This is a genomic window from Methanobacterium sp. (genome assembly GCF_038562635.1).
GTDB lineage: Archaea > Methanobacteriota > Methanobacteria > Methanobacteriales > Methanobacteriaceae > Methanobacterium_D.
In genome coordinates this window covers 2,043,987-2,063,835 of the sequence record NZ_JBCFBO010000001.1, presented here as the reverse complement: position 1 = coordinate 2,063,835, position 19,849 = coordinate 2,043,987, and the positions used below count along the sequence as shown (strand labels likewise).

11 protein-coding genes are annotated in these 19,849 nt (G+C 35.9%); 8 read left to right on the top strand and 3 right to left on the bottom strand.

The annotated features are described in order from the left end of the window. Positions 1-690 precede the first annotated feature (690 nt). The 3 genes from AAGU07_RS09825 to AAGU07_RS09815 all read left to right on the top strand — a co-directional run bounded on the left by AAGU07_RS09825 (position 691) and on the right by AAGU07_RS09815 (position 4,349). Positions 691-2,460: a S8 family serine peptidase gene (locus tag AAGU07_RS09825; RefSeq protein WP_342458923.1), complete on the top strand. Its 1,770-nt coding sequence runs from the start codon at positions 691-693 to the stop codon at positions 2,458-2,460. A 150-nt stretch (positions 2,461-2,610) separates the two neighbouring features. Then, positions 2,611-3,798: a redox-regulated ATPase YchF gene (locus AAGU07_RS09820; RefSeq protein WP_342458922.1), complete on the top strand. Its 1,188-nt coding sequence runs from the start codon at positions 2,611-2,613 to the stop codon at positions 3,796-3,798. Between the two features lie 191 nt (positions 3,799-3,989). Beyond that, entirely contained in the window at positions 3,990-4,349 is a 360-nt protein-coding gene (locus AAGU07_RS09815; RefSeq protein WP_342459369.1) for a heavy metal-binding domain-containing protein, read from the top strand. A gap of 128 nt (positions 4,350-4,477) precedes the next feature. Here the strand turns inward: AAGU07_RS09815 and AAGU07_RS09810 are convergent, their stop codons facing one another. Both AAGU07_RS09810 and AAGU07_RS09805 read right to left on the bottom strand, forming a co-directional pair. Next, positions 4,478-4,954 carry a DUF308 domain-containing protein gene (locus tag AAGU07_RS09810; RefSeq protein WP_342458921.1) on the bottom strand — a complete coding sequence of 159 codons (477 nt, stop codon included), beginning with the start codon at positions 4,952-4,954 and terminating at the stop codon, positions 4,478-4,480. A gap of 198 nt (positions 4,955-5,152) precedes the next feature. Next, complete coding sequence (locus AAGU07_RS09805) at positions 5,153-6,541, bottom strand: NAD(P)/FAD-dependent oxidoreductase (protein WP_342458920.1); 1,389 nt, start codon at positions 6,539-6,541, stop codon at positions 5,153-5,155. 497 nt (positions 6,542-7,038) lie between these two features. Between AAGU07_RS09805 and AAGU07_RS09800 the strand changes: the two genes are divergently transcribed. From AAGU07_RS09800 to AAGU07_RS09780, 5 genes are all read left to right on the top strand, one after another. Beyond that, a complete protein-coding gene (locus AAGU07_RS09800) occupies positions 7,039-9,750 on the top strand; it encodes a carboxypeptidase regulatory-like domain-containing protein (protein WP_342458919.1) in 2,712 nt (903 codons plus the stop codon). Between the two features lie 733 nt (positions 9,751-10,483). After that, positions 10,484-16,828, top strand: coding sequence for a hypothetical protein (locus tag AAGU07_RS09795; protein ID WP_342458918.1), 6,345 nt, complete (start codon positions 10,484-10,486; stop codon positions 16,826-16,828). 244 nt (positions 16,829-17,072) lie between these two features. Further along, positions 17,073-17,345, top strand: coding sequence for a hypothetical protein (locus AAGU07_RS09790; RefSeq protein WP_342458917.1), 273 nt, complete (start codon positions 17,073-17,075; stop codon positions 17,343-17,345). A 367-nt stretch (positions 17,346-17,712) separates the two neighbouring features. After that, positions 17,713-18,039, top strand: coding sequence for a hypothetical protein (locus AAGU07_RS09785; protein WP_342458916.1), 327 nt, complete (start codon positions 17,713-17,715; stop codon positions 18,037-18,039). Between the two features lie 31 nt (positions 18,040-18,070). Further along, the gene (locus AAGU07_RS09780) at positions 18,071-19,075 is read left to right on the top strand and encodes an NAD-binding protein (RefSeq protein ID WP_342458915.1); all 1,005 of its coding nucleotides are present in this window, start codon (positions 18,071-18,073) and stop codon (positions 19,073-19,075) included. A gap of 20 nt (positions 19,076-19,095) precedes the next feature. Here AAGU07_RS09780 and sfsA read toward each other — a convergent pair whose 3' ends face one another. Further along, positions 19,096-19,806, bottom strand: a complete 711-nt coding sequence (gene sfsA, locus AAGU07_RS09775; RefSeq protein WP_342458914.1) for a DNA/RNA nuclease SfsA — start codon at positions 19,804-19,806, stop codon at positions 19,096-19,098. Between the last annotated feature and the right edge of the window lie 43 nt (positions 19,807-19,849).

Genomic DNA, 19,849 nt, shown 5'->3' with positions numbered 1-19,849 from the left:
TTTAAAACTTATTCTCCCCTGTCCATTATTGTGAAATTTTACTGTATGTTAAAGACGAACCTGTTAATTGGAGTTGAATATGTTTAAAATATCTTATTTAGTTAACCAGCAAATTCATGCAAACATGAATGAATTTATTTTTCTTTACGCTCATGTTCACAAAATCCCTAAAAATTCGAAGAATTTTGGGGCATGCAAAACATAGTTTTGCAGGCGACAAATACGAAGTATTTGTCAGCCACCGGAAAATCTACGATTTCCAGGCAGCAAAATTCTATGAATTTTGCAAGCTATCAAAAACAAAGTTTTTGATGCACAGAAAATGCATCGCATTTTCTTTAGCTACGATTTTTACATGTCCATGATCCTGTGCATGAGTTATACTTCATGTTAAATTGTAGTTTTAATTGATTATAGGGGATTTATCTTAAAAAATGCAATTTACTTAACCAGTAACACCGAAAATGAAGCGATATTATTTACACAACATTCTGGCATGAGCGTTTTAAAATGTTTAAGACACTGCATGTATGAAATTTCATATTAATACATATATGCCTAAATTTTATTATTTTAAAACTTAAAAATGCTCATCACCGTCATTAAAGCATTTAAATATAAGAAATTATTATATACTGGATTTAACATAATATAAACTGAATTATAATAAATTAAATAAAGGGGAAGCTGTTGAAAAAACATATAATACTGTTGATACTGGTATTAATTTCATTATTTACATTTTGTAGCGTAGCTAGCGCCTCAAATGTTTCTGATACAAATGATAGTATTAATCTATCTTCAACCTCTAATTCTTCAAATATAGTAATCAATTCAACCTCAAAAAATACTAGTTCTATAAATTACAAAAAAAATGAGCTTTTTGTTAAATTTAAGTACAGCAGCAAAGCCAGTTACCAAAAAATTTCCAAAATGGTTAACCTCCAAATTGGAGCTACTGTAATAAAAGAATACAGTGATGTAAAAGGATTACAACTGGTTAGAATACCTGCAAATATGTCCCTAAAGGATGCAATAGCAAAGTATAAAAAAAATTCTAACGTAATTTATGCAGAACCCAATTATGCCTATGCAGAAAATTCTATTCCGGATGACACTTACTATGATTATCAATGGGGACTTTCTCAGGTCAATGCCTCAGAGGCATGGAATATCACAACTGGATCACATAAAGTTATAATTGCAGTAATTGATTCTGGAATTGATCTAAATCACCCCGATCTTAAAGCCAATATATGGATAAATAAAGGCGAAATACCTGGAAATGGCATTGATGACGACCACAATGGATATATAGATGATGTTTATGGATGGAATTTCATCAGCGGCAATAGCAATATCTCCGATGATGACGGGCATGGCACCCATGTAGCAGGGATTATTGCAGCTGCGGGTAACAACTCCAAAGGAGTTACAGGAGTTATGTGGAGCGCCACCATCATGTCCCTAAAATTCCTTGATAATGAAGGGAACGGGTACGTAGATGATGCTGTATCTGCAATACGCTATGCAACCAAGATGGGAGCAAGCATAATAAGCTGTTCATGGGGAGGAAGTGAATACTCCCAAGCCCTTAAAGATGTAATTGATGCTTCTTCTGCCCTTGTAGTCTGTGCTGCAGGAAATAGAGGCTGTGGCGCAAATGATGATATTTCACCAGTCTACCCTGCATGCTTTACAAGTAAAAACATAATTTCAGTTGCAGCAACCGATACAAGCGATGCTCTTGCATCTTTTTCAGATTATGGATTAAATTCAGTTGATGTAGCTGCTCCCGGAACACATATATGCAGCACATTGCCCGGATCACAGTACGGATATATGCAAGGAACTTCGATGGCCGTACCCTATGTAACAGGGCTTGCAGGACTCATTAAGTCAATAAGGCCAGATCTAACTGCCCTTCAAATAAAATACACCATTTTAAATAACGTAGATTATATAAGTTCTTTAGCAGGGAAAATCTTAACTGGAGGCAGAATCAACGCTCTCAAAGCTTTGACAAACATAATAACAGATTCCACAGCCCCCACAGTAAGGGTTAATCTAAAAGGAGGCTCTTACTACAGTCCATTAAATGTAACCTTAACCTCAAGTGAACCTGCAACTATTTATTATACGCTGAATGGAAGTAACCCTACAAAAAACAGTCTGATTTATACAGGCCCTATTATCCTTAAAACCAGCCAAACCATCAAATTCATGGCCATTGACAGGTCAGGTACATTGTCATATGTTTACACGGATAAATACAAAATTTACCGGACAGTAAAATACAGCTACAAAGCAAAGGTTTCACATAAAAAATGGTACAAGAAATGGTACAAACACTGGTACAAACGCCATGGAAAATGGCACTACTACTGGACTTATAAATGGACCTATAAACTATATTACACATATGAAACACGGTACGGGAAAAAATACATCCTTACCTAAATTTTTTAATTAATTATCCAGTTATCAGTGTTATACACTACTTTTCTCCATTATACATGCTTAAATTAATTAAATTAATTTCCACAAATGTTATCTGCTACCTCACCTCAATATTAAACTGATAAAAAGAATAAATAGAACGTGATAAAAATGCTACAGATCGGAGTAACAGGAAAGCCAAACGTCGGAAAATCTTCATTTTTTAATTCAGCAACTTTAAGTCAGGTTGAAGTTGCAAGTTATCCATTCACAACCATAGATGCAAATAAAGCAGTTGCCTATGTCACAACAAAATGCCCATGTACAAAACTAGAGATTATATGCAATCCCCGAAACTCAAAATGTGTTGACGGGACCCGGATGATACCTGTAGAACTCATAGATGTTGCAGGGTTAGTTCCAGGAGCTCACGAAGGACGTGGACTTGGAAATAAGTTTTTAGATGATTTAAGACAATCTGGAGCATTTATACATATAATAGACGCTTCAGGATCAACTGATGAAGAAGGACGACCTGTAGACGCAGGTTCTCATGATCCACTTGAAGACGTGGACTTCTTAGAGCATGAAATAACCATGTGGCTCTTTGGGATATTGAAGAAAAACTGGAGCCGGTTAATAAGAAAGGCCCAGGCAGAGAAGGTTGATTTTGCTAGAATTATACATGACCAGCTCAGCGGGATTGGAATATCATTAGAGGATATCCTTGAAGCAAAAAGGTCTATTCCTACAGAATATCATGCATGGGAAGATAAAGACATGCAGGAATTTTTAGCTGTTCTGCTGCGTATAGCTAAACCAATGCTCATAGTTGCCAACAAGGCAGACCTTCCAACTGCAGAGGAAAACGTGAAACGCCTGCAGGAAAAATACGAAAATGTAATTCCCGCATCTGCTGAATCAGAATTAGCTCTGGTAAAAGCTGCCGAAGCAGGTTTAATAAATTATACTTCTGGAGACTCAGACTTTGAAATAGTAGATCCTGAAAAATTAAGCGATGCCCAGAAAAAAGCCTTGAATTATATTAAGGAACATGTACTCAATAAATATGGAAGTACTGGAGTACAAGAAGCGTTAAACGCGGTAATTTTTGACCTTTTAAAGATGATCGTTGTTTTCCCTGTTGAAGACGAACATAAGATGTGCGACGGCAAAGGTAACGTGCTTCCAGACGCTATTCTAATTAGGACAGGGTCAAAACCAAGGGATTTAGCTTACGTAATCCATACAGATATTGGTGAGAGTTTCATGCATGCTATGGACGCGAGGAGTTGCATGAGGGTGAGCAGCGACTACGAACTTAAAAGTGGAGATATTATAAGTATTATTTGCCGGTGAATTGCATTTAAAAGGATGTTAATAAAATTCAATCATTAACTAATTTTTTACCTAAGAATATAAAGATTTAAATCTAACCGGACAAATATAACTGTAGTTTAGTAAATGAGTTGGTTCCCATGGTCTCAAATGAGGAAATACAAAGGAAACTTGAAGAAAGAAGGAAAGGAAATACTTCCCAAGAGGGCGAAATGCCTATAAACAATGACGAGGGAGGGTTACAGCAGAGTTTTATAGTGGTAAGCTCGAACCATGTCCCGGGATATGAAGTTGTTGAAACTAAAGGCTTTTGTTACGGGCTGACTGTCCGCAGTAGAGGTGTAGGCGGGCAGGTAGGTGCAGGAATACGTTCCATGTTTGGTGGAGAAATAAAGGAATACGTCAAGATGATGGAAGAGTCAAGGGACGAAGCAGTGTACAGGATGATAGATCATGCACAGCAAATGGGTGCCAATGCTATAATAAGCGTTCGGTATGATTCCAATGAAGTTTCAAATGTAATGCAGGAAATTTTAGCCTATGGAACTGCAGTAATTGTCCGTAAAAAATAGCTACTGTTTCTCAAAATTATTTTAAACTTTTTAATGCTTTTAAACAGATTACTGACTAATTTAGAAGTTTTTAACGGAATAAATGTTTTAAAACAAAATATGTGGTAATTAATTACCACTCTTTAAATTCATTCTACTAATTTGAATATACCAGTTATAACTAGCCAGATACCTATTAAGAATCCCAAGTTAACTGGATTAAATGCAAATAAGCCCAATATAAGGTAGATAATACCAAGGACTATACCTAAAACTCCGGCCCATGCCATTTTTCGGTGCATTCCATCTACTAACGATATTAAACCTGCTATTATCAGGAATATACCTGCTATAGACAGTGTCAATCCTGCTATAAAGCTGAGTAAGGTAGGGTTTATAATCAAACCAATTGCTATTATCAGGGCTATAATACCCAGTACCAAATTCAATATACCTGTTGTTCTGCTTATTTCTAGCTCAGATATTCCCAGTATAAGCAGCCATATTGCTATTAAAAGTACCACAACACCCGCAAATATGCTGACTGTTACCGCTGTTAAAAACGGAAACGCAATAACTATAAGACCAAGAATTATGGCCAGTATCCCCGCAAACAGACTTCTCATTTTAATCCTCCTAATAGTTATTTCAGAGTCCCTAAATCTAATACATATATTTTTAATAACATATGATATAAATTTATGCCTTTTATCCAAAAATAGCTCAAAATAAGGTTAAACATGTAAAAATAGGCATTATAATATTTAATTAAATATTAAAACTCTTTTATTAGAATATTTATTATTTTATATCCATTTATAGAATTAAATGGTGTTAATTTCTCTTAAAATATCATTTGAAGCTATAATACCAGTTGCAGCAGCTCCAACGATCCCTCTTGAAACTCCTGCCCCATCTCCTGCCACATAAAGTCCTTCAATACCAGTTTTCAGCCCTCGATCTACTTCCGTTCTCATGGCATACAGTTTAATTTCTGGAGCATAAAGAAGTGTTGAATCAGATGTTACTCCAGGAATAACTTCATTCAATGCATCAAGACCTTCGATAATATTTACGACCAGCCTATTTGGTAGGGCCATAGCAATATCGCCCGGCACCACATTGTTAAATGTTGGAATAACATGGCTTTTTTCAATCCGTTTCCATGTTGATCTCCTGCCTCTTTTAAGATCTCCCAGTCTTTGAATGATGGGTTTTCCACCCCCAAGTATGTTAGCAATGCTTGCAACTGAAAATGCATATGCTGAGGTATTTTCAACAGGTTCAGTTAATTCTACCCTAACTAAAAATGCAAAGTTAGTATTTTCAGATAATTTTTCACGCATAGAATGCCCATTTACACCAACAAAACTATCATATACTTCTTCAACAACGAACCCTTTAGGGCATACACAGAAAGTTCTTACAAAGTCGTCATATGTTTTTGTTGTTATGTGAAATTTGGGATCCCATTCTATTTCAGTTATAGATTCCATTACAATTTGTGGAACCTCAACTCTAACTCCAATATCAACAGGGTTGTATTTTATAGGAATTTTAAGCTTTTTAAGCTGATCTGAGAGCCAGTATGCACCAACTCTTCCAGGTGCCGCTAGTACATAGTCACATTCTATTTCAAATTTATTTCCAGATTTATCCCGTGCAATTACTCCTTTTATTTCAGTACCCGCAAGAATGTCCAAAACTTCAGTTTCAAGTAAAAAAACAACACCCTTACTTTCAAGTTCTTTCCTTATGGAGTTTATGACAGCAGGTGTCTTATCTGATCCAATGTGCCTCTGGACTATTGGGATAAATTTAATTCCAGCTGCTGCAGATCTCTTTAAAATTTCAGATGTATCTCCTTTAGATGGAGAATACAGCTCATCTGGGGCACCATGTCTTAAAAAAAAGTCATCTATTTCAGTTATAATATTCCACGCTTCTTCATTGCTTACAAACTCTTCAAGGTTACCGCCTATATCCGGCCTTAAATTGAGCTTGCCGTCAGAAAGCCCTCCGGCTCCACCAAGTCCTCCAGTTATATTACAGGGTTTGCATTTTCTACAGGTGCTATTTTTAAGGGCAGCGCATGCTCTTCCTTCCATCCCCCTCCCTTTATCTACTAAAACAACTTTAAGATGATCAGCTAACTTAGCTGCTGCAAGCAGCCCTGCAGGTCCTGCACCAATTATCACAACATCATATTCCATAATTATTCCCTTATTATTTTATGTTTTAAACTATAAAAAAATAATAGGGTTCTCTCACCTATTCCAGAGGTCAATTTCAAGTGTAAAAATTAGTTATTTATAACTTATTTTACAAAGTTACCACTTCATATCAACTAAAACTAGTTTTAATCCTCATTTAAAGTTTTGAAATAGCTAACAGATAATATAAATTAATTTTTTAAAATAAATCTTTAATTAATAATCTAATATTATATAATACCCCCAAATATGTGCATATATGCTTGTTTTTGTTTTGTGAATAACGTATTAAATTTTATAGTATGGACTATTGAAACTGAAAAGAAGTCAAATCACTAAACCATTCAAACTCTTTAATAAACGTGTGATAACACTCACAAACAGTTTACAATTAGTACAAATGTTTTACTATATTTCACATTTCTATCTCTGACAAAAATGGCCAAGCCTACATTAAAGATTTGAATTTTTTTAAAAAAACAGGAGGTGATTTTCAAATGAATATCAAAAGAATAATATTAGTATTAGTTTGCATTTTTACATTGAGTCTTTGCAGTACAGTTTCAGCAGCAGACACGACCAATATAACGGCCAATAACAGTAATTCTAGTTTTCACTCTTTACAATCAACAACAAGTGTAAAAAGTACCAGCAGCCAGGTTCCAGATCCCCTAATATCGGGAGTAGTCAAGGATAATTCTACCAACAAAGGCCTTGGAAACGTCACAATAAAAGTTATTCAAAACAACACGCAGGTAGCCCAAACTACAACTCACAATGACGGTACATACTCCTTAAACTTCATTAATTCCAATACAACTTACACGATAATCGCAAGCAAACTAGGATATATGCCAATATCTAAAATAGTGACAGTTAAACACAGTTCAAATCTAAGCGATCCTAATCTTTACGGTATTGCAGATTTTAAACTTTACAAACTGCTTAAATACAGCGGTAATGCTTCAAGTTATGTGTTAAACATAGGTGCATTACCTAAAATATTATTAGACATATATGCAGGAAAATCAAGTGCATGGGCAAATAGCAATTCCACAACTTATTCCACAGGAGGCGGATCCTCTCTAGAAATCAAACTTCTAACGGCCAGTCTATTATCTGGACTATTGGATGTATACTCAACAGGAAATGAAGGTTATAAATCTGGAGGACTGCTTCCAACAACTAATTCCACTTTAAACAAAATTTTAAATAACTTAGGACTCAATATAGGCCTTTTAAGTGCTGAATCAAATTCAAGCGCCAACCCCCCATCTGCAAGTGGAACAAGTACCCTCGCATCAATTGATCTGGATATAACACTTTTAAAAGCACTCCACATATTATCATTAAATGTAGGTGCAGTAGGTTCAAGCAGCAGCGTAATACCCGATTTTAATACAGGAATCTTATTGAGCACTTCAAAAGCAGGAGTAGCCAACATAACTGTAACACTTTTAGGTGATAAATTACTGGAAATTGAAGCATTACAAACAAGCGCGACAGCTTCAGTTAATGGGAAACCAGGAGGAGCATCTGCAACTTTCAATTGGCATGTAGCATCCGTAAAACTCTTAGGTGCGACTGTTACTCTGGACCAATTAAAAGCAGGGATTGAAATTCCAGGTATATTAACCCTATCCCTAGGCAGCCAAAAAACAAATACTTCCGCCGACGGTACTTATGCCAAAGTATCAGGTGATGCATTAAGACTACAAGTTCTTGACATTCTTGGAGGAGGCCTGGTTAATCTGATTATCGGCCACGTTGAAGCCGAAGCACAGGTTCCTGTAGGAGGACTACACGTAAACACTTCCGATCTTGAAGTGACCAAAACAGTGAACAATACACATCCAAACTACCTTCAAAACATAACTTACACATTAAAAGTACATAACAACGGGCCAGATACAGCAGCAGGCGTAATAGTAACAGATAAACTACCAGCAGGGTTAAAATTTATATCAGCTAATGGTAACGGTACTTACAATACTACAAAAGGAATATGGACAATCGGAACACTAAAAAATGGAGCAGAAGCAACATTAAATATCATAGCACAGGTCATCGCATCAAACACCAAAATAACCAACATAGCCAATATAACAGGGGCTAACTACGATCCAGATCCTAATAATGATCAATCCAATTCAACTATAACTGTAGGTGCAGCTTCAGATTTAAAAATTACTAAAACAGTAAACAATAACTGTCCAAATTACCTGCAAAATGTCACATACACATTAACAGCACACAACAACGGACCAAACACGGCAACCGGAGTAAAAGTAACAGATAAACTACCAGCAGGGTTAAAATTCATATCTTCCAGTGGCACTGGAACATATAACCCCACAACAGGAACATGGACAATCGGAAGCCTGGCAAACGGGAAAGATGCAATACTAAAAATTATAGCACAGGTAATTACATCAAACACCAAAATAACTAACATTGTATCCATAAACGGGACTAACTACGACCAAAACTCAACCAACAACCGAAATAACTCAACAATAACTGTAAAACTCGCTTCAGATCTAGGAATTACCAAAACTGTAAACAATGCAAATCCTAAGTACCTGCAGAAGGTTACATTTACCATAACCGCACACAACTACGGACCAGATAATGCTACAGGAGTTAAAGTCGCTGATAAATTACCTACAGGGTTAAAATTCATATCAGCCAGTGGTAAAGGAACATATAATCCCATAACAGGAATATGGACCATCGGAAACTTAGCAAACGGAGAAAATGCAGTACTTAACATAGTGGCACAAGCTACCGCTCCAAACACTAAGGTAACTAACACTGTCACCATAACTGGAAACAACTACGATCAAAAATCCAGCAACAACAATGCAGCTGCAATCGTGAAAATTGGACCAGCAGCGGATCTAGCTGTAAAGCTATCAGTGAGCAATGCACACCCTAAATATAATCAAAAAGTTACTTTTACAATAACAGCATACAATTACGGGCCAATGAACGCTAAAAACGTTACTGTAACCCTTAAAATGCCTAAAGGATTCAAATACATATCCAAAGACAAGAACATCCAGTATAACTCTAAAACAGGAGTATGGACTATCGGTAATTTAAAAAGCGGTTCTAAGGTCGTGCTGCATGTAGTTGAACAAGCAATAGTCTCAAATGTCAAATTGACAACTGTTGCATCTATAAAAGGAACTGCAGTCATAACGTAAGTAACGCACGAGATAGTAAAATTCATCTTTTACTTTTTTTTCTTTTTAAATTTCATTATATAAAAATTTCTTAATTTAACCTATTTTGTAGATATACATCCATTATCTCTCCTATTATTAATTTATAACTAATATGCATATGGATAATACTTAATTGAGCTTAAAATAGTTTTATTAAAGTATTATGAATATATACGTTCCTATTCTGATTTTATAAAATTACTGCAAATTTAATTTAATAAATAAAATTTATATATAACTTTTAAAGTAATTAAAGTGCACAAATAAACATTATTTAGAACTTAAAAGCTATTTTATTTATTTATATTATTTAAATAGTCTAAAAGATTATTTTAAGTATAAGTGTACTTTTAAAACGATCTTTATGCCATATAAATTGATTTATCAAAATTATTTGTTTATTAATAATATAATATGTTATTATATTACTAAATAAAAGTAGATATACTTCTTTTCGTTTTGTGCATAACGTACCAAACTTTATAGTATGAATTATTGAAATGGAACTGAAAATATTAGTCAAATCACATAACTATTCAAATTCTTTAATAAACGTGTGATAGTACCCACAAACAGTTCACTATTAGTACAAATGTTTTACTATAATTCACATTCTTTTAGATGTAGTGAATTCATAAAAATCGCCCAAAAAATGTTAATATAGCTATTAAAGATTTGAATTTCTTCTAAAAAAACAGGAGGTGATTCTCAAATGAATATTAAAAGAACAATATTAATATTAGCTTGTATCATCACGTTAGCTCTTTGTAGTACAGTTTCAGCAGCAGACACGACCAATATAACGGCCAATAACAGTAATTCTAGTTTTCACTCTTTACAATCATCAACAAGTGTAAACAATACCAGCAGTCAACCCCCAGATCCCATAATATCGGGAGTAGTCAAGGATAATTCTACCAACAAAGGCCTTGGAAACGTCACAATAAGGGTTCTCCAAAACAACACGCAGGTAGCCCAAACTACAACCCACAATGATGGTACCTATTCATTAAATTTCATTAATTCTAAAACGAGTTTCATAATAATTGCAAGTAAATTAGGTTATATGCCTATTTCTAAAACAATAACAGTCGTACCCAGTTCAAACCTAAGCGATCCTAATCTTTACGGTACCGCAAATTTTAGACTTTATAACCTGCTTAAATACAGCGGTAGTGCATCAAGTTATGTACTCAATGTAGGAGTACTGCCAGATATTCTAGCAGATATTTACGCTGGAAAATCAAGCGCATGGGTAAACAGTACCTCTTTAAATTATTCCCAGGGTGGAGGAACTCCTCTAGAAGTTAAACTTCTTACAGGAAGCTTATTAGCAGGACTTTTAGATGTATATTCAACAGGTGATGAAGGCAGTAAAATAGGAGGGCTGCTTCCATCAAATAATGCCAGTTTACTCTCATCTCTAAAGCTTTTAGGTATAGATGTAGGTCTATTAAGTGCTACTTCAAATTCAAGTGCTACTTTACCACAATCAAGTGGATCAGGAGAAGTAGCATCAATTGATGTAGGTATAAAACTTCTACAATTATTGGACGTATTATCCTTAAATGCAGATCTTATAACTGCAAACAGCAGTGTAACACCCAATTTTAATACAGGCATTTTAATAAGCTCTTCAAATGCAGGAGTAGCCGATATAACTATAACTCTTTTAGGAATTCCTTTACTAGAAATTGAAGCATTGCAATCAAATGCAGTAGCTTCAGTAAATGGAAAACCAGGAGGCGCTACTGCAAATTTCACATGGAACGTAGCAGATATTAAAGCTCTAGGTATAAGCATATTAGACGATTTAACCTTAAATGGTCACGTTAATATTGGCCTTCTTGGCCTTAACATATTAACTCTTTCATTGGGCAGTATTGAAAGTACCACTTCTGCTGATGGTACCTATGCCAAAGCATCAGGTGATGCTTTGCATCTGCAAATTCTTGGTCTTCTTGGAGGCGGCCTTGTTAATCTGGTAATTGGACATGCAGATGCCGAAGCACAGGTTCCGGCAGGAGGATTACATGTAAACACTTCTGACCTGGAGATAACCAAAACAGTAGATAATACCCGACCCAACTATCTGCAAAATGTTACTTTCACATTAAAAGTGCACAACAACGGACCAGATAATGCAACAGGCGTTACTGTACTCGATAAATTACCTGCAGGGTTAAAATTCATATCCGCCAGCGGTAATGGAACATACAATTCAGCAACAGGAATATGGACAATCGGAAGCCTGGTAAATAGTGGAGAAGCAATATTAAATATTATTGCACAGGTTGTCTCTTCAAACACCCAAATAACAAACATTGCCAATATAACTGGGACTAATTACGACCCAGAACCTGGTAATGACCAGTCAAATGCGACTGTAAATGTAAGTCCCGCTTCAGATCTGGGAATAACTAAAACTGTAGATAAAACAACTGCAAATTACCGGGATAAAATACGTTACACCATAACTGTAACTAACAATGGACCAGACGCAAGCAATAATATCACTGTAAGTGATTATCTACCAAACAGCCTTCAATGGATATCAGATAATAGTAACGGAGCATATAATCATAATACAGGCGTATGGACTATAGATACCCTTTCAAATGGAGCATCAATCACATTAAATATAATAGCCCAGATCGTGAAGTCCAACACCGTTATAACCAACATTGCAACTGTAAACAATAACACATACGACCAAAACCCCACAAACAACCAGGACCAAACCACAACAACAGTATCCACAGCCTCTGATCTCAACATTACAAAAACAGTAAACAATACACATCCAAATTATCTCGACAAAGTAACTTTCACCATAACAGCACACAACAACGGGCCAGATACAGCAGCAAGCGTAGCTGTAACTGATAAATTACCCTCAGGATTGACATGGGTTTCAGACAATTCAAACGGAGCATATAACCCAACAACAGGAATATGGACCATCGGAAACTTAGCAAACGGAGAAAGTGTCATTTTAAAAATTATCGCACAGATAACAGCATCCAATACCCAAATAACCAACATCGCAGGAATAAACGGGACTAACTACGACCAAAACTCAACCAACAATGAAAGCAACTCCACAGTAACTGTAGATCCAGCTTCAGATCTAGGAATAATAAAGACAGTAAATAACACGCACCCTAACTACTTGGAAAATGTTACATACACAATAAAAGTACATAATTACGGGCCTGACGCAGCAACAGGAGTAACAGTAACAGACAAATTACCAACCGGGTTAAAATTCATATTCACAAACGACAATTACAATCCAACGACTGGAATTTGGACCATCGGAACCCTTACAAATGGTGGAGAAGCAATATTAAATATTATTGCACAGGTTGTCTCATCAAACACCCAAATAACCAATATAGCTTCCATAAATGGAACAAACTACGATCAAAACTCAGCCAACAATGAAAGCAATACAACAATAACTGTAGATCCAGCTTCAGATCTTAAAATAACCAAAACAGTAAACAATACACATCCAAATTATCTAGAAAATATTAAATTTACCTTAATCGCCCATAACAACGGGCCAGATACAGCGACAGGAGTAATTGTAACCGATAAACTGCCAAATGGGTTAAAATTCATATCTTCAAACGGTGATTACGATCCTATAACAGGAATTTGGACCATCGGAAACTTAGCAAATGGTGCAACCGCAGTGCTAAACATCATAGCACAAGTTACAACTTCAAACACCCAAATAACCAACATCGCAGGGATAAATGGGACTAACTACGACCAGAATTCGACCAACAACCAAAGTAATACAACAGTGATTATAAATCCTGCCTCAGACCTTGGAATAACCAAAACTGTTGATAATCCACATCCAAAGTATCTGCAAAATGTTACATTTACACTAACTGCCCATAATTATGGGCCGGATAATGCCACAGGGGTTAAAGTCACTGACAAACTACCTGCAGGATTAAAATTCATATCAGCCAGCGGAAATGGAATATACGATTCCTCAACTGGAATATGGACAATAAGAAACCTGGCAAATGGTGCAACCGCAGTGCTGAACATCATAGCACAACCCATTAGCCCTAATACTCAAGTGACTAACATTGCAAACATAACCGGAACTAATTACGATCAAAATGCCACCAATGATCAAAATAATGCAACAGTGAATGTAGGTGCAGCTTCGGATCTGGGCATAGCTATAACTGTGAACAATGCGCATCCCAAATATTTAGATTATGTAACTTTCACATTAACAGCACATAACTACGGCCCAAATGATGCAGCATACGTTAAAGTATACAATACACTTCCTGACAAACTCAAATATATATCAGATGATTCTAACAGTGCTTTCAACTCCACAACAGGATTGTGGACTGTTGGTTACATGACCAATGGTGCGACTGCAGTGTTACACATAATAGCACAGGCCATGGCATCAAATGTCAGTTTAACTGATGTTGCCCGTATCACTGACCCTGATCCTGTTGGTACAACAGAATTCTATGACCCAAATCAAGATAATGACCAAGCAAGCGTATCATTAGATGTAGGTTCAGCAGCTGATCTGAGCATAACCAAAAAAGTAAACAACACGCATCCTAACTACCTTGACAATGTCACATTCACACTAACAGCACATAACAACGGACCAAATAATGCAACAGGAGTAACAGTAACAGACAAACTACCAACCGGATTGAAATTCATATCTTCAAATGGTAATTACGATCCAGTAACAGGAACATGGACCATTGGAACTTTAACAAACGGACAAAAAGCAATATTAAATATTATAGCACAAGTTACAACTTCAAACACCCAAATAACCAATATCGCTTCTATAAACGGAGATAATTACGACCAGAATTCAAGCAACAACCAGTCAAATGCAACTGTAATTGTTAATGCAGCTTCAGATCTTGAAATAACCAAAACAGTGAATAATACGCATCCAAAATACCTGCAAAACGTAACCTACACATTAAAAGTACATAACAACGGACCAGATAATGCAACAGGTGTTACTGTACTCGATAAATTACCTGCAGGGTTAAAATTCGTATCTTCAGACGGCAATTATAATTCTACAACAGGGACATGGACTATTGGAAACTTAGCAAACGGCGCAACTGCAGTGCTGAACATCATAGCACAAGTTACAGCTTCAAACACCCAAATAACCAACATAGCTGGAGTAAACGGGACCAACTACGATCAGAATTCAACCAACAACCAGTCAAATACTACTATAAATGTAGATTTAGCTTCTGATCTAGGAATAATTAAAACAGTGAATAATTCAAAACCAAACTACCTGCAGAATGTTACATTTACACTAACTGCCCATAATTATGGACCGGATAATGCAACAGGAGTTAAAGTGACTGACAAACTACCTGCAGGATTAAAATTCATATCAGTTAGTGGTTATGGAACATATAATTCTACTACAGGAGTATGGACAATAGGAAACCTAGCAAATGGTGCAACCGCAGTGTTGAACATCATAGCACAAGCTGTTAGCGCTAATACCCAAGTAGTTAACACTGCCAGTATAACAGGAACTAACTACGACCAAAATTCAACTAACGATCAAAGCAGTGCAACAGTGAATACAAAACCCGCTTCAGATTTAGGTATCAAAATAACCGTGAACAATGCAAATCCAAAATATTTAGATTATGTAACTTTCACTTTAACAGCAAGTAATTATGGACCTAATGATGCAGCATACGTTAAAGTATACAATACGCTCCCCGACAAACTTAAATATATATCAGGTGATTCTAACAGTGCTTTCAACTCCACAACAGGATTGTGGACTGTTGGTTACATGGCCAATGGTGCGACTGCAGTGTTACACATAATAGCACAGGCCATGGCATCAAATGTCAGTTTAACTGATGTTGCCCGTATAACTGATCCTGATCCTGTTGGTACAACAGAATTCTATGACCCAAATCAGGATAATGACCAGGCCAGCGTATCATTAGATGTAGACCCTGCTGCCGACCTGAGCATAACCAAAACAGTTAACAGTTCAAAACCAAATTACCTGCAGAATATCACATACACATTAACAGCACGCAATAACGGACCTAATGGTGCAACAGGAGTAATCGTAACCGATAAATTACCAAATGGATTAAAATTCATATCATCCAGCGGAAACGGAAAATATAACTCAACAACAGGGACATGGACCATTGGAAACCTGGCAAACGACACAACTACAGTACTAAAAATCGTGGCACAGGTTGTTGCTTCAAATACTCAACTGGTTAACACTGCCCGCATAACTGGACATGAACTTGACCTAGATGCAACTAACAATAACGCAAATGCCTCCGTAACCGTAGGGTTTGCATCAGATTTAGGAATTACCAAAACTGTAAACAATACAAATCCTAAGTACCTTCAAAAAGTTACATTCACCCTAACAGCACACAACTACGGACCAAATAATGCAACAGGAGTCACAGTAACAGACAAACTTCCAACAGGATTAAAATTCATATCAGCCAGCGGAAACGGAAAATATAATTCTGCAACAGGAATATGGACCATCGGAAACTTAGCAAACGGCGCAACTGCAGTACTAAAAATTGCAGTACAAGCAACATCTCCAAGCAAAGTACTGACCAACATCGCAACAATAAACGGAACTAACTACGACCAGAACTCTGCCAACAATAAAGGCAGTGCAAGCGTAAAAGTAGGCCCTGCAGCTGATTTAGCTGTGAAGATGTCAGTAAACAACGCACACCCCAAATATAAACAGAAAGTTACATTCACCCTAACAGCATACAATTACGGGCCAATGAACGCTAAAAACGTTACTGTAACCCTTAAAATGCCTAAAGGATTCAAATACATATCCAAAGACAAGAATATCAAATACAACTCTAAAACAGGAGTATGGACTATCGGTAACCTCAAAAATGGGGGAAAATTAGTGTTACATATCGTTGCACAAGCTGTAGTTTCAAATGTTCGGTTAACAAGTACTGCCCGTATAAAAGGGACTGCAATCATGAAGTAGGTAAAATGAAAAAGGAGTAACTAACTGGTTTAATTTAAAGGGAATAAGGATTTATGATTAAATTCATATCCATTTATTTTTCCTTTTTAAGCCAAATATTACGCCATAAATATTAAAAATTTATTTAAAAGATTAATAAGTCACTGAGAATCGTGGCTTAAATGATAAAATTGTTTAAAACACAAAAACATTTTTATACCTATTATTTATAGTAGGTAATAAAAGAATAAAATGGAGGTTTAAAATGAAGACATATACCGGAATATTAGCTATCCTTTTAATTTTAGGTCTTTTAGTCATCCCAGGCGTGTCTGCAGCAGACGATGATTTAGGTACTGACCCAAATCTGGACAATAATCAGGCAAATGTAACCGTTGATCCTTATTCAGAAACACCTGAGGTAACTAACACAACAGAAAGAACCATTCCAATGCAAAAAACAGGAGTTCCTATTGCAGGAGCCCTAACAGCAACTTTAATGGTTCTTGCTGGAATGGGATTATCTAAAAGGAAATAATTTAAATTTTTAATTTATTCAAAATCCCCAAGCACCTTGTGTTTGTGGGTTTTTTCTATTTTTATTATATTCTACAAAACATCTTAAATCTTCACAAATTATTATTTTAAGACTCGCTCATGTCCATGATCCTGTGCATGAGTTATACTTTATGTTAAATTGTAGTTTTAATTGATTGTATGGGATTTATTTTAAAAAATGCAATTTATTTAACCAGTAATCACATGAAAATGAAGCGATATTATTTACACAATATTCTGGCATGAGCGTAGACTTAATGCATTATAAAATCTGACCCCGCATTAATAAGCAAACCTTTTTATAATTATTAATCATATCAGATAATACCAATTAGAGGGGATTTAAAATGAAGATATTAACATATATAATAGCGATATTTTTGATATGTGGGCTTCTTGGAGCCCCAAGCGGAGTTTTTGCTCAGGAAACAAGTTCTACAGGGTCTAACATCCTACAAGCTAGTAATTCAGTTGTTTTAGATAACGCAGTTCCTTTACTTAAGGGGGGCATTAAAACTAAAGCTGCTAAAAAGATTCACAGTGGCGATGATGACGATGATACAGATGACGGTTCAACTGACGATGGATCGGGATGGTGGATTGCAATTATCATCATAATTATCATAATTGCAATTATAGTTCTCGCAGTATGGTTCTTCTTCCTCAGGAAGTAACTTATAAATGCATAGTTTCAAGGTAATCTAAATGGTAGTGATAATAGAAATATTAAGGAAACACCTCCCTAACTTGATCAAAATACGTATGACTCGTATTCTAATATGGATATTTGTAGTGATTGCCTACGGAGTAATTGGATTCCACCTGATAGAAAACCAGACATGGACCGTATCATTATACTGGACTTTTGTTACCATAGGAACTGTAGGATATGGGGATTACAGCCCTAAAACTCCTTTAGGCATGTATTTCGCTATCTCACTTATAGTGCTGGGTATTGGAAGTTTTGCAATTGCAGTGGGAGAGATTTTGGAATTCCTGTTTGAAAGACAGCAGATGAAGTTAATGGGGCTGATTAAAGTGAAAAAATCACAGCATGTTGTAATATGCGGGTGGACTGAAAGTACAGCAGAATGTATCAGAGAAATTGGAAAAGACAATGCAGTTTTTGTAGTTGACGAAAATGAAGAAGTGAAGAAAAAAGCACTGAAAAATGGAGCTTCATTTGTACATGGAGACCCTACACGCGTCAAAGACCTTGAAAAAGCCAATGTAGTCGGAGCTAAGGCCATAATTGTAGATATGGAATCTGATTCTCAAACAATCCACTGTATACTAAGCATCCGTAAATTAGATCAAGATGTTAGAATAATTGCAGAAGTTCAGCGTTATGAAAACATAGAGCAAATACAGCTTGCAGGGGCAAATCAAGTTATATCCCCATTTGTAATTTCTGGAAGGCTTATGCAAAAGAGTATCGACGACGGATATGAAGCCATGTTTGTCCAGGAAGTCCTTGCAGAACACAAAAACAGGGAAATGAAAGAGGTAGAAATAGCTGAAAAAAGTTATTTCAACGGTAAAACAGTGCGTGAAGCAGATATACACGAAAAGACAGGAGTTGTACTGGTTGGTGTTGGGAAAAAAGGTGATTTAACCATAGATCCACCAAGAGACTATGTAATACGTGCTGGAGACGTAATACTTGGAATTGGAAAACCAGAAGAGTTTGAAAAATTGGAAAATCAATAATAACTGATTAAAAATTTGATTTAATTTTTAAAACTTATTTTAACTCTCTTCAAAGGAGTTATTTCCAAACTTTCTTTTTTTAAATTATTTTTAAATGAATAAGCAACTACATTAACTCTGTTTTTATAAGCCATTTCTAATGATGCTGAAAATTCAGGATCCATCTTAAAGTTTGGCGAGAATTCTACCGCATCTTCGCAAAATATAAGGAAAAGAATTGATGCCTTCAAGCCTTCTTTTTTAGCGGAAATAAGCTCCTCAACATGTCTTTTACCCCTTGAAGTTGGCGCATCAGGAAATAGCGCCAGCCCATCTTCAACTAGAGTACATCCTTTAACTTCAACAAGCATCTTTTCTTCATTCCCATTTGCCAGAAGAAAATCAATTCTACTTTTACCATATGTATATTCTCTTTTTAAGACAGAGTATCCCTTAAATTCATCTATTATCTGAGAATCTATTAAATCAGCTGCAATGTCACTGTGAAATCCTGAATTTATCAATATCCACAGATCACCTTTTAAAACTCCTATCACATCATATTTTGTCTTTCTATTTCCTAACTTCAATGCATGTCTTAAAAGTAAATCAGCATCAGGAGTTAAAAGTTCTTTAAGTCGTCCAGGATCCCTCAAATGAGCATTTTCTAATTTCTTTCCACGTTGAAATGTCACAGTGAACCTGTTTGGCCTGTCTACGAATTTTCCAGTGATTACACTTTTAATTATCATTCTTTTACCACTTTAGAATAAATCATTTAAGTTAGTAACCGAG

Coding starts and splice junctions, on each gene's coding strand:
- AAGU07_RS09820 (WP_342458922.1), top strand. CDS start 2,611: ATGCTACAGATCGGAGTAACAGGAAAGCCAAACGTCGGAAAATCTTCA.
- AAGU07_RS09815 (WP_342459369.1), top strand. CDS start 3,990: ATGCCTATAAACAATGACGAGGGAGGGTTACAGCAGAGTTTTATAGTG.
- AAGU07_RS09810 (WP_342458921.1), bottom strand. CDS start 4,954: ATGAGAAGTCTGTTTGCGGGGATACTGGCCATAATTCTTGGTCTTATA.
- AAGU07_RS09805 (WP_342458920.1), bottom strand. CDS start 6,541: ATGGAATATGATGTTGTGATAATTGGTGCAGGACCTGCAGGGCTGCTT.
- AAGU07_RS09800 (WP_342458919.1), top strand. CDS start 7,039: ATGAATATCAAAAGAATAATATTAGTATTAGTTTGCATTTTTACATTG.
- AAGU07_RS09795 (WP_342458918.1), top strand. CDS start 10,484: ATGAATATTAAAAGAACAATATTAATATTAGCTTGTATCATCACGTTA.
- AAGU07_RS09790 (WP_342458917.1), top strand. CDS start 17,073: ATGAAGACATATACCGGAATATTAGCTATCCTTTTAATTTTAGGTCTT.
- AAGU07_RS09785 (WP_342458916.1), top strand. CDS start 17,713: ATGAAGATATTAACATATATAATAGCGATATTTTTGATATGTGGGCTT.
- AAGU07_RS09780 (WP_342458915.1), top strand. CDS start 18,071: ATGGTAGTGATAATAGAAATATTAAGGAAACACCTCCCTAACTTGATC.
- sfsA (WP_342458914.1), bottom strand. CDS start 19,806: ATGATAATTAAAAGTGTAATCACTGGAAAATTCGTAGACAGGCCAAAC.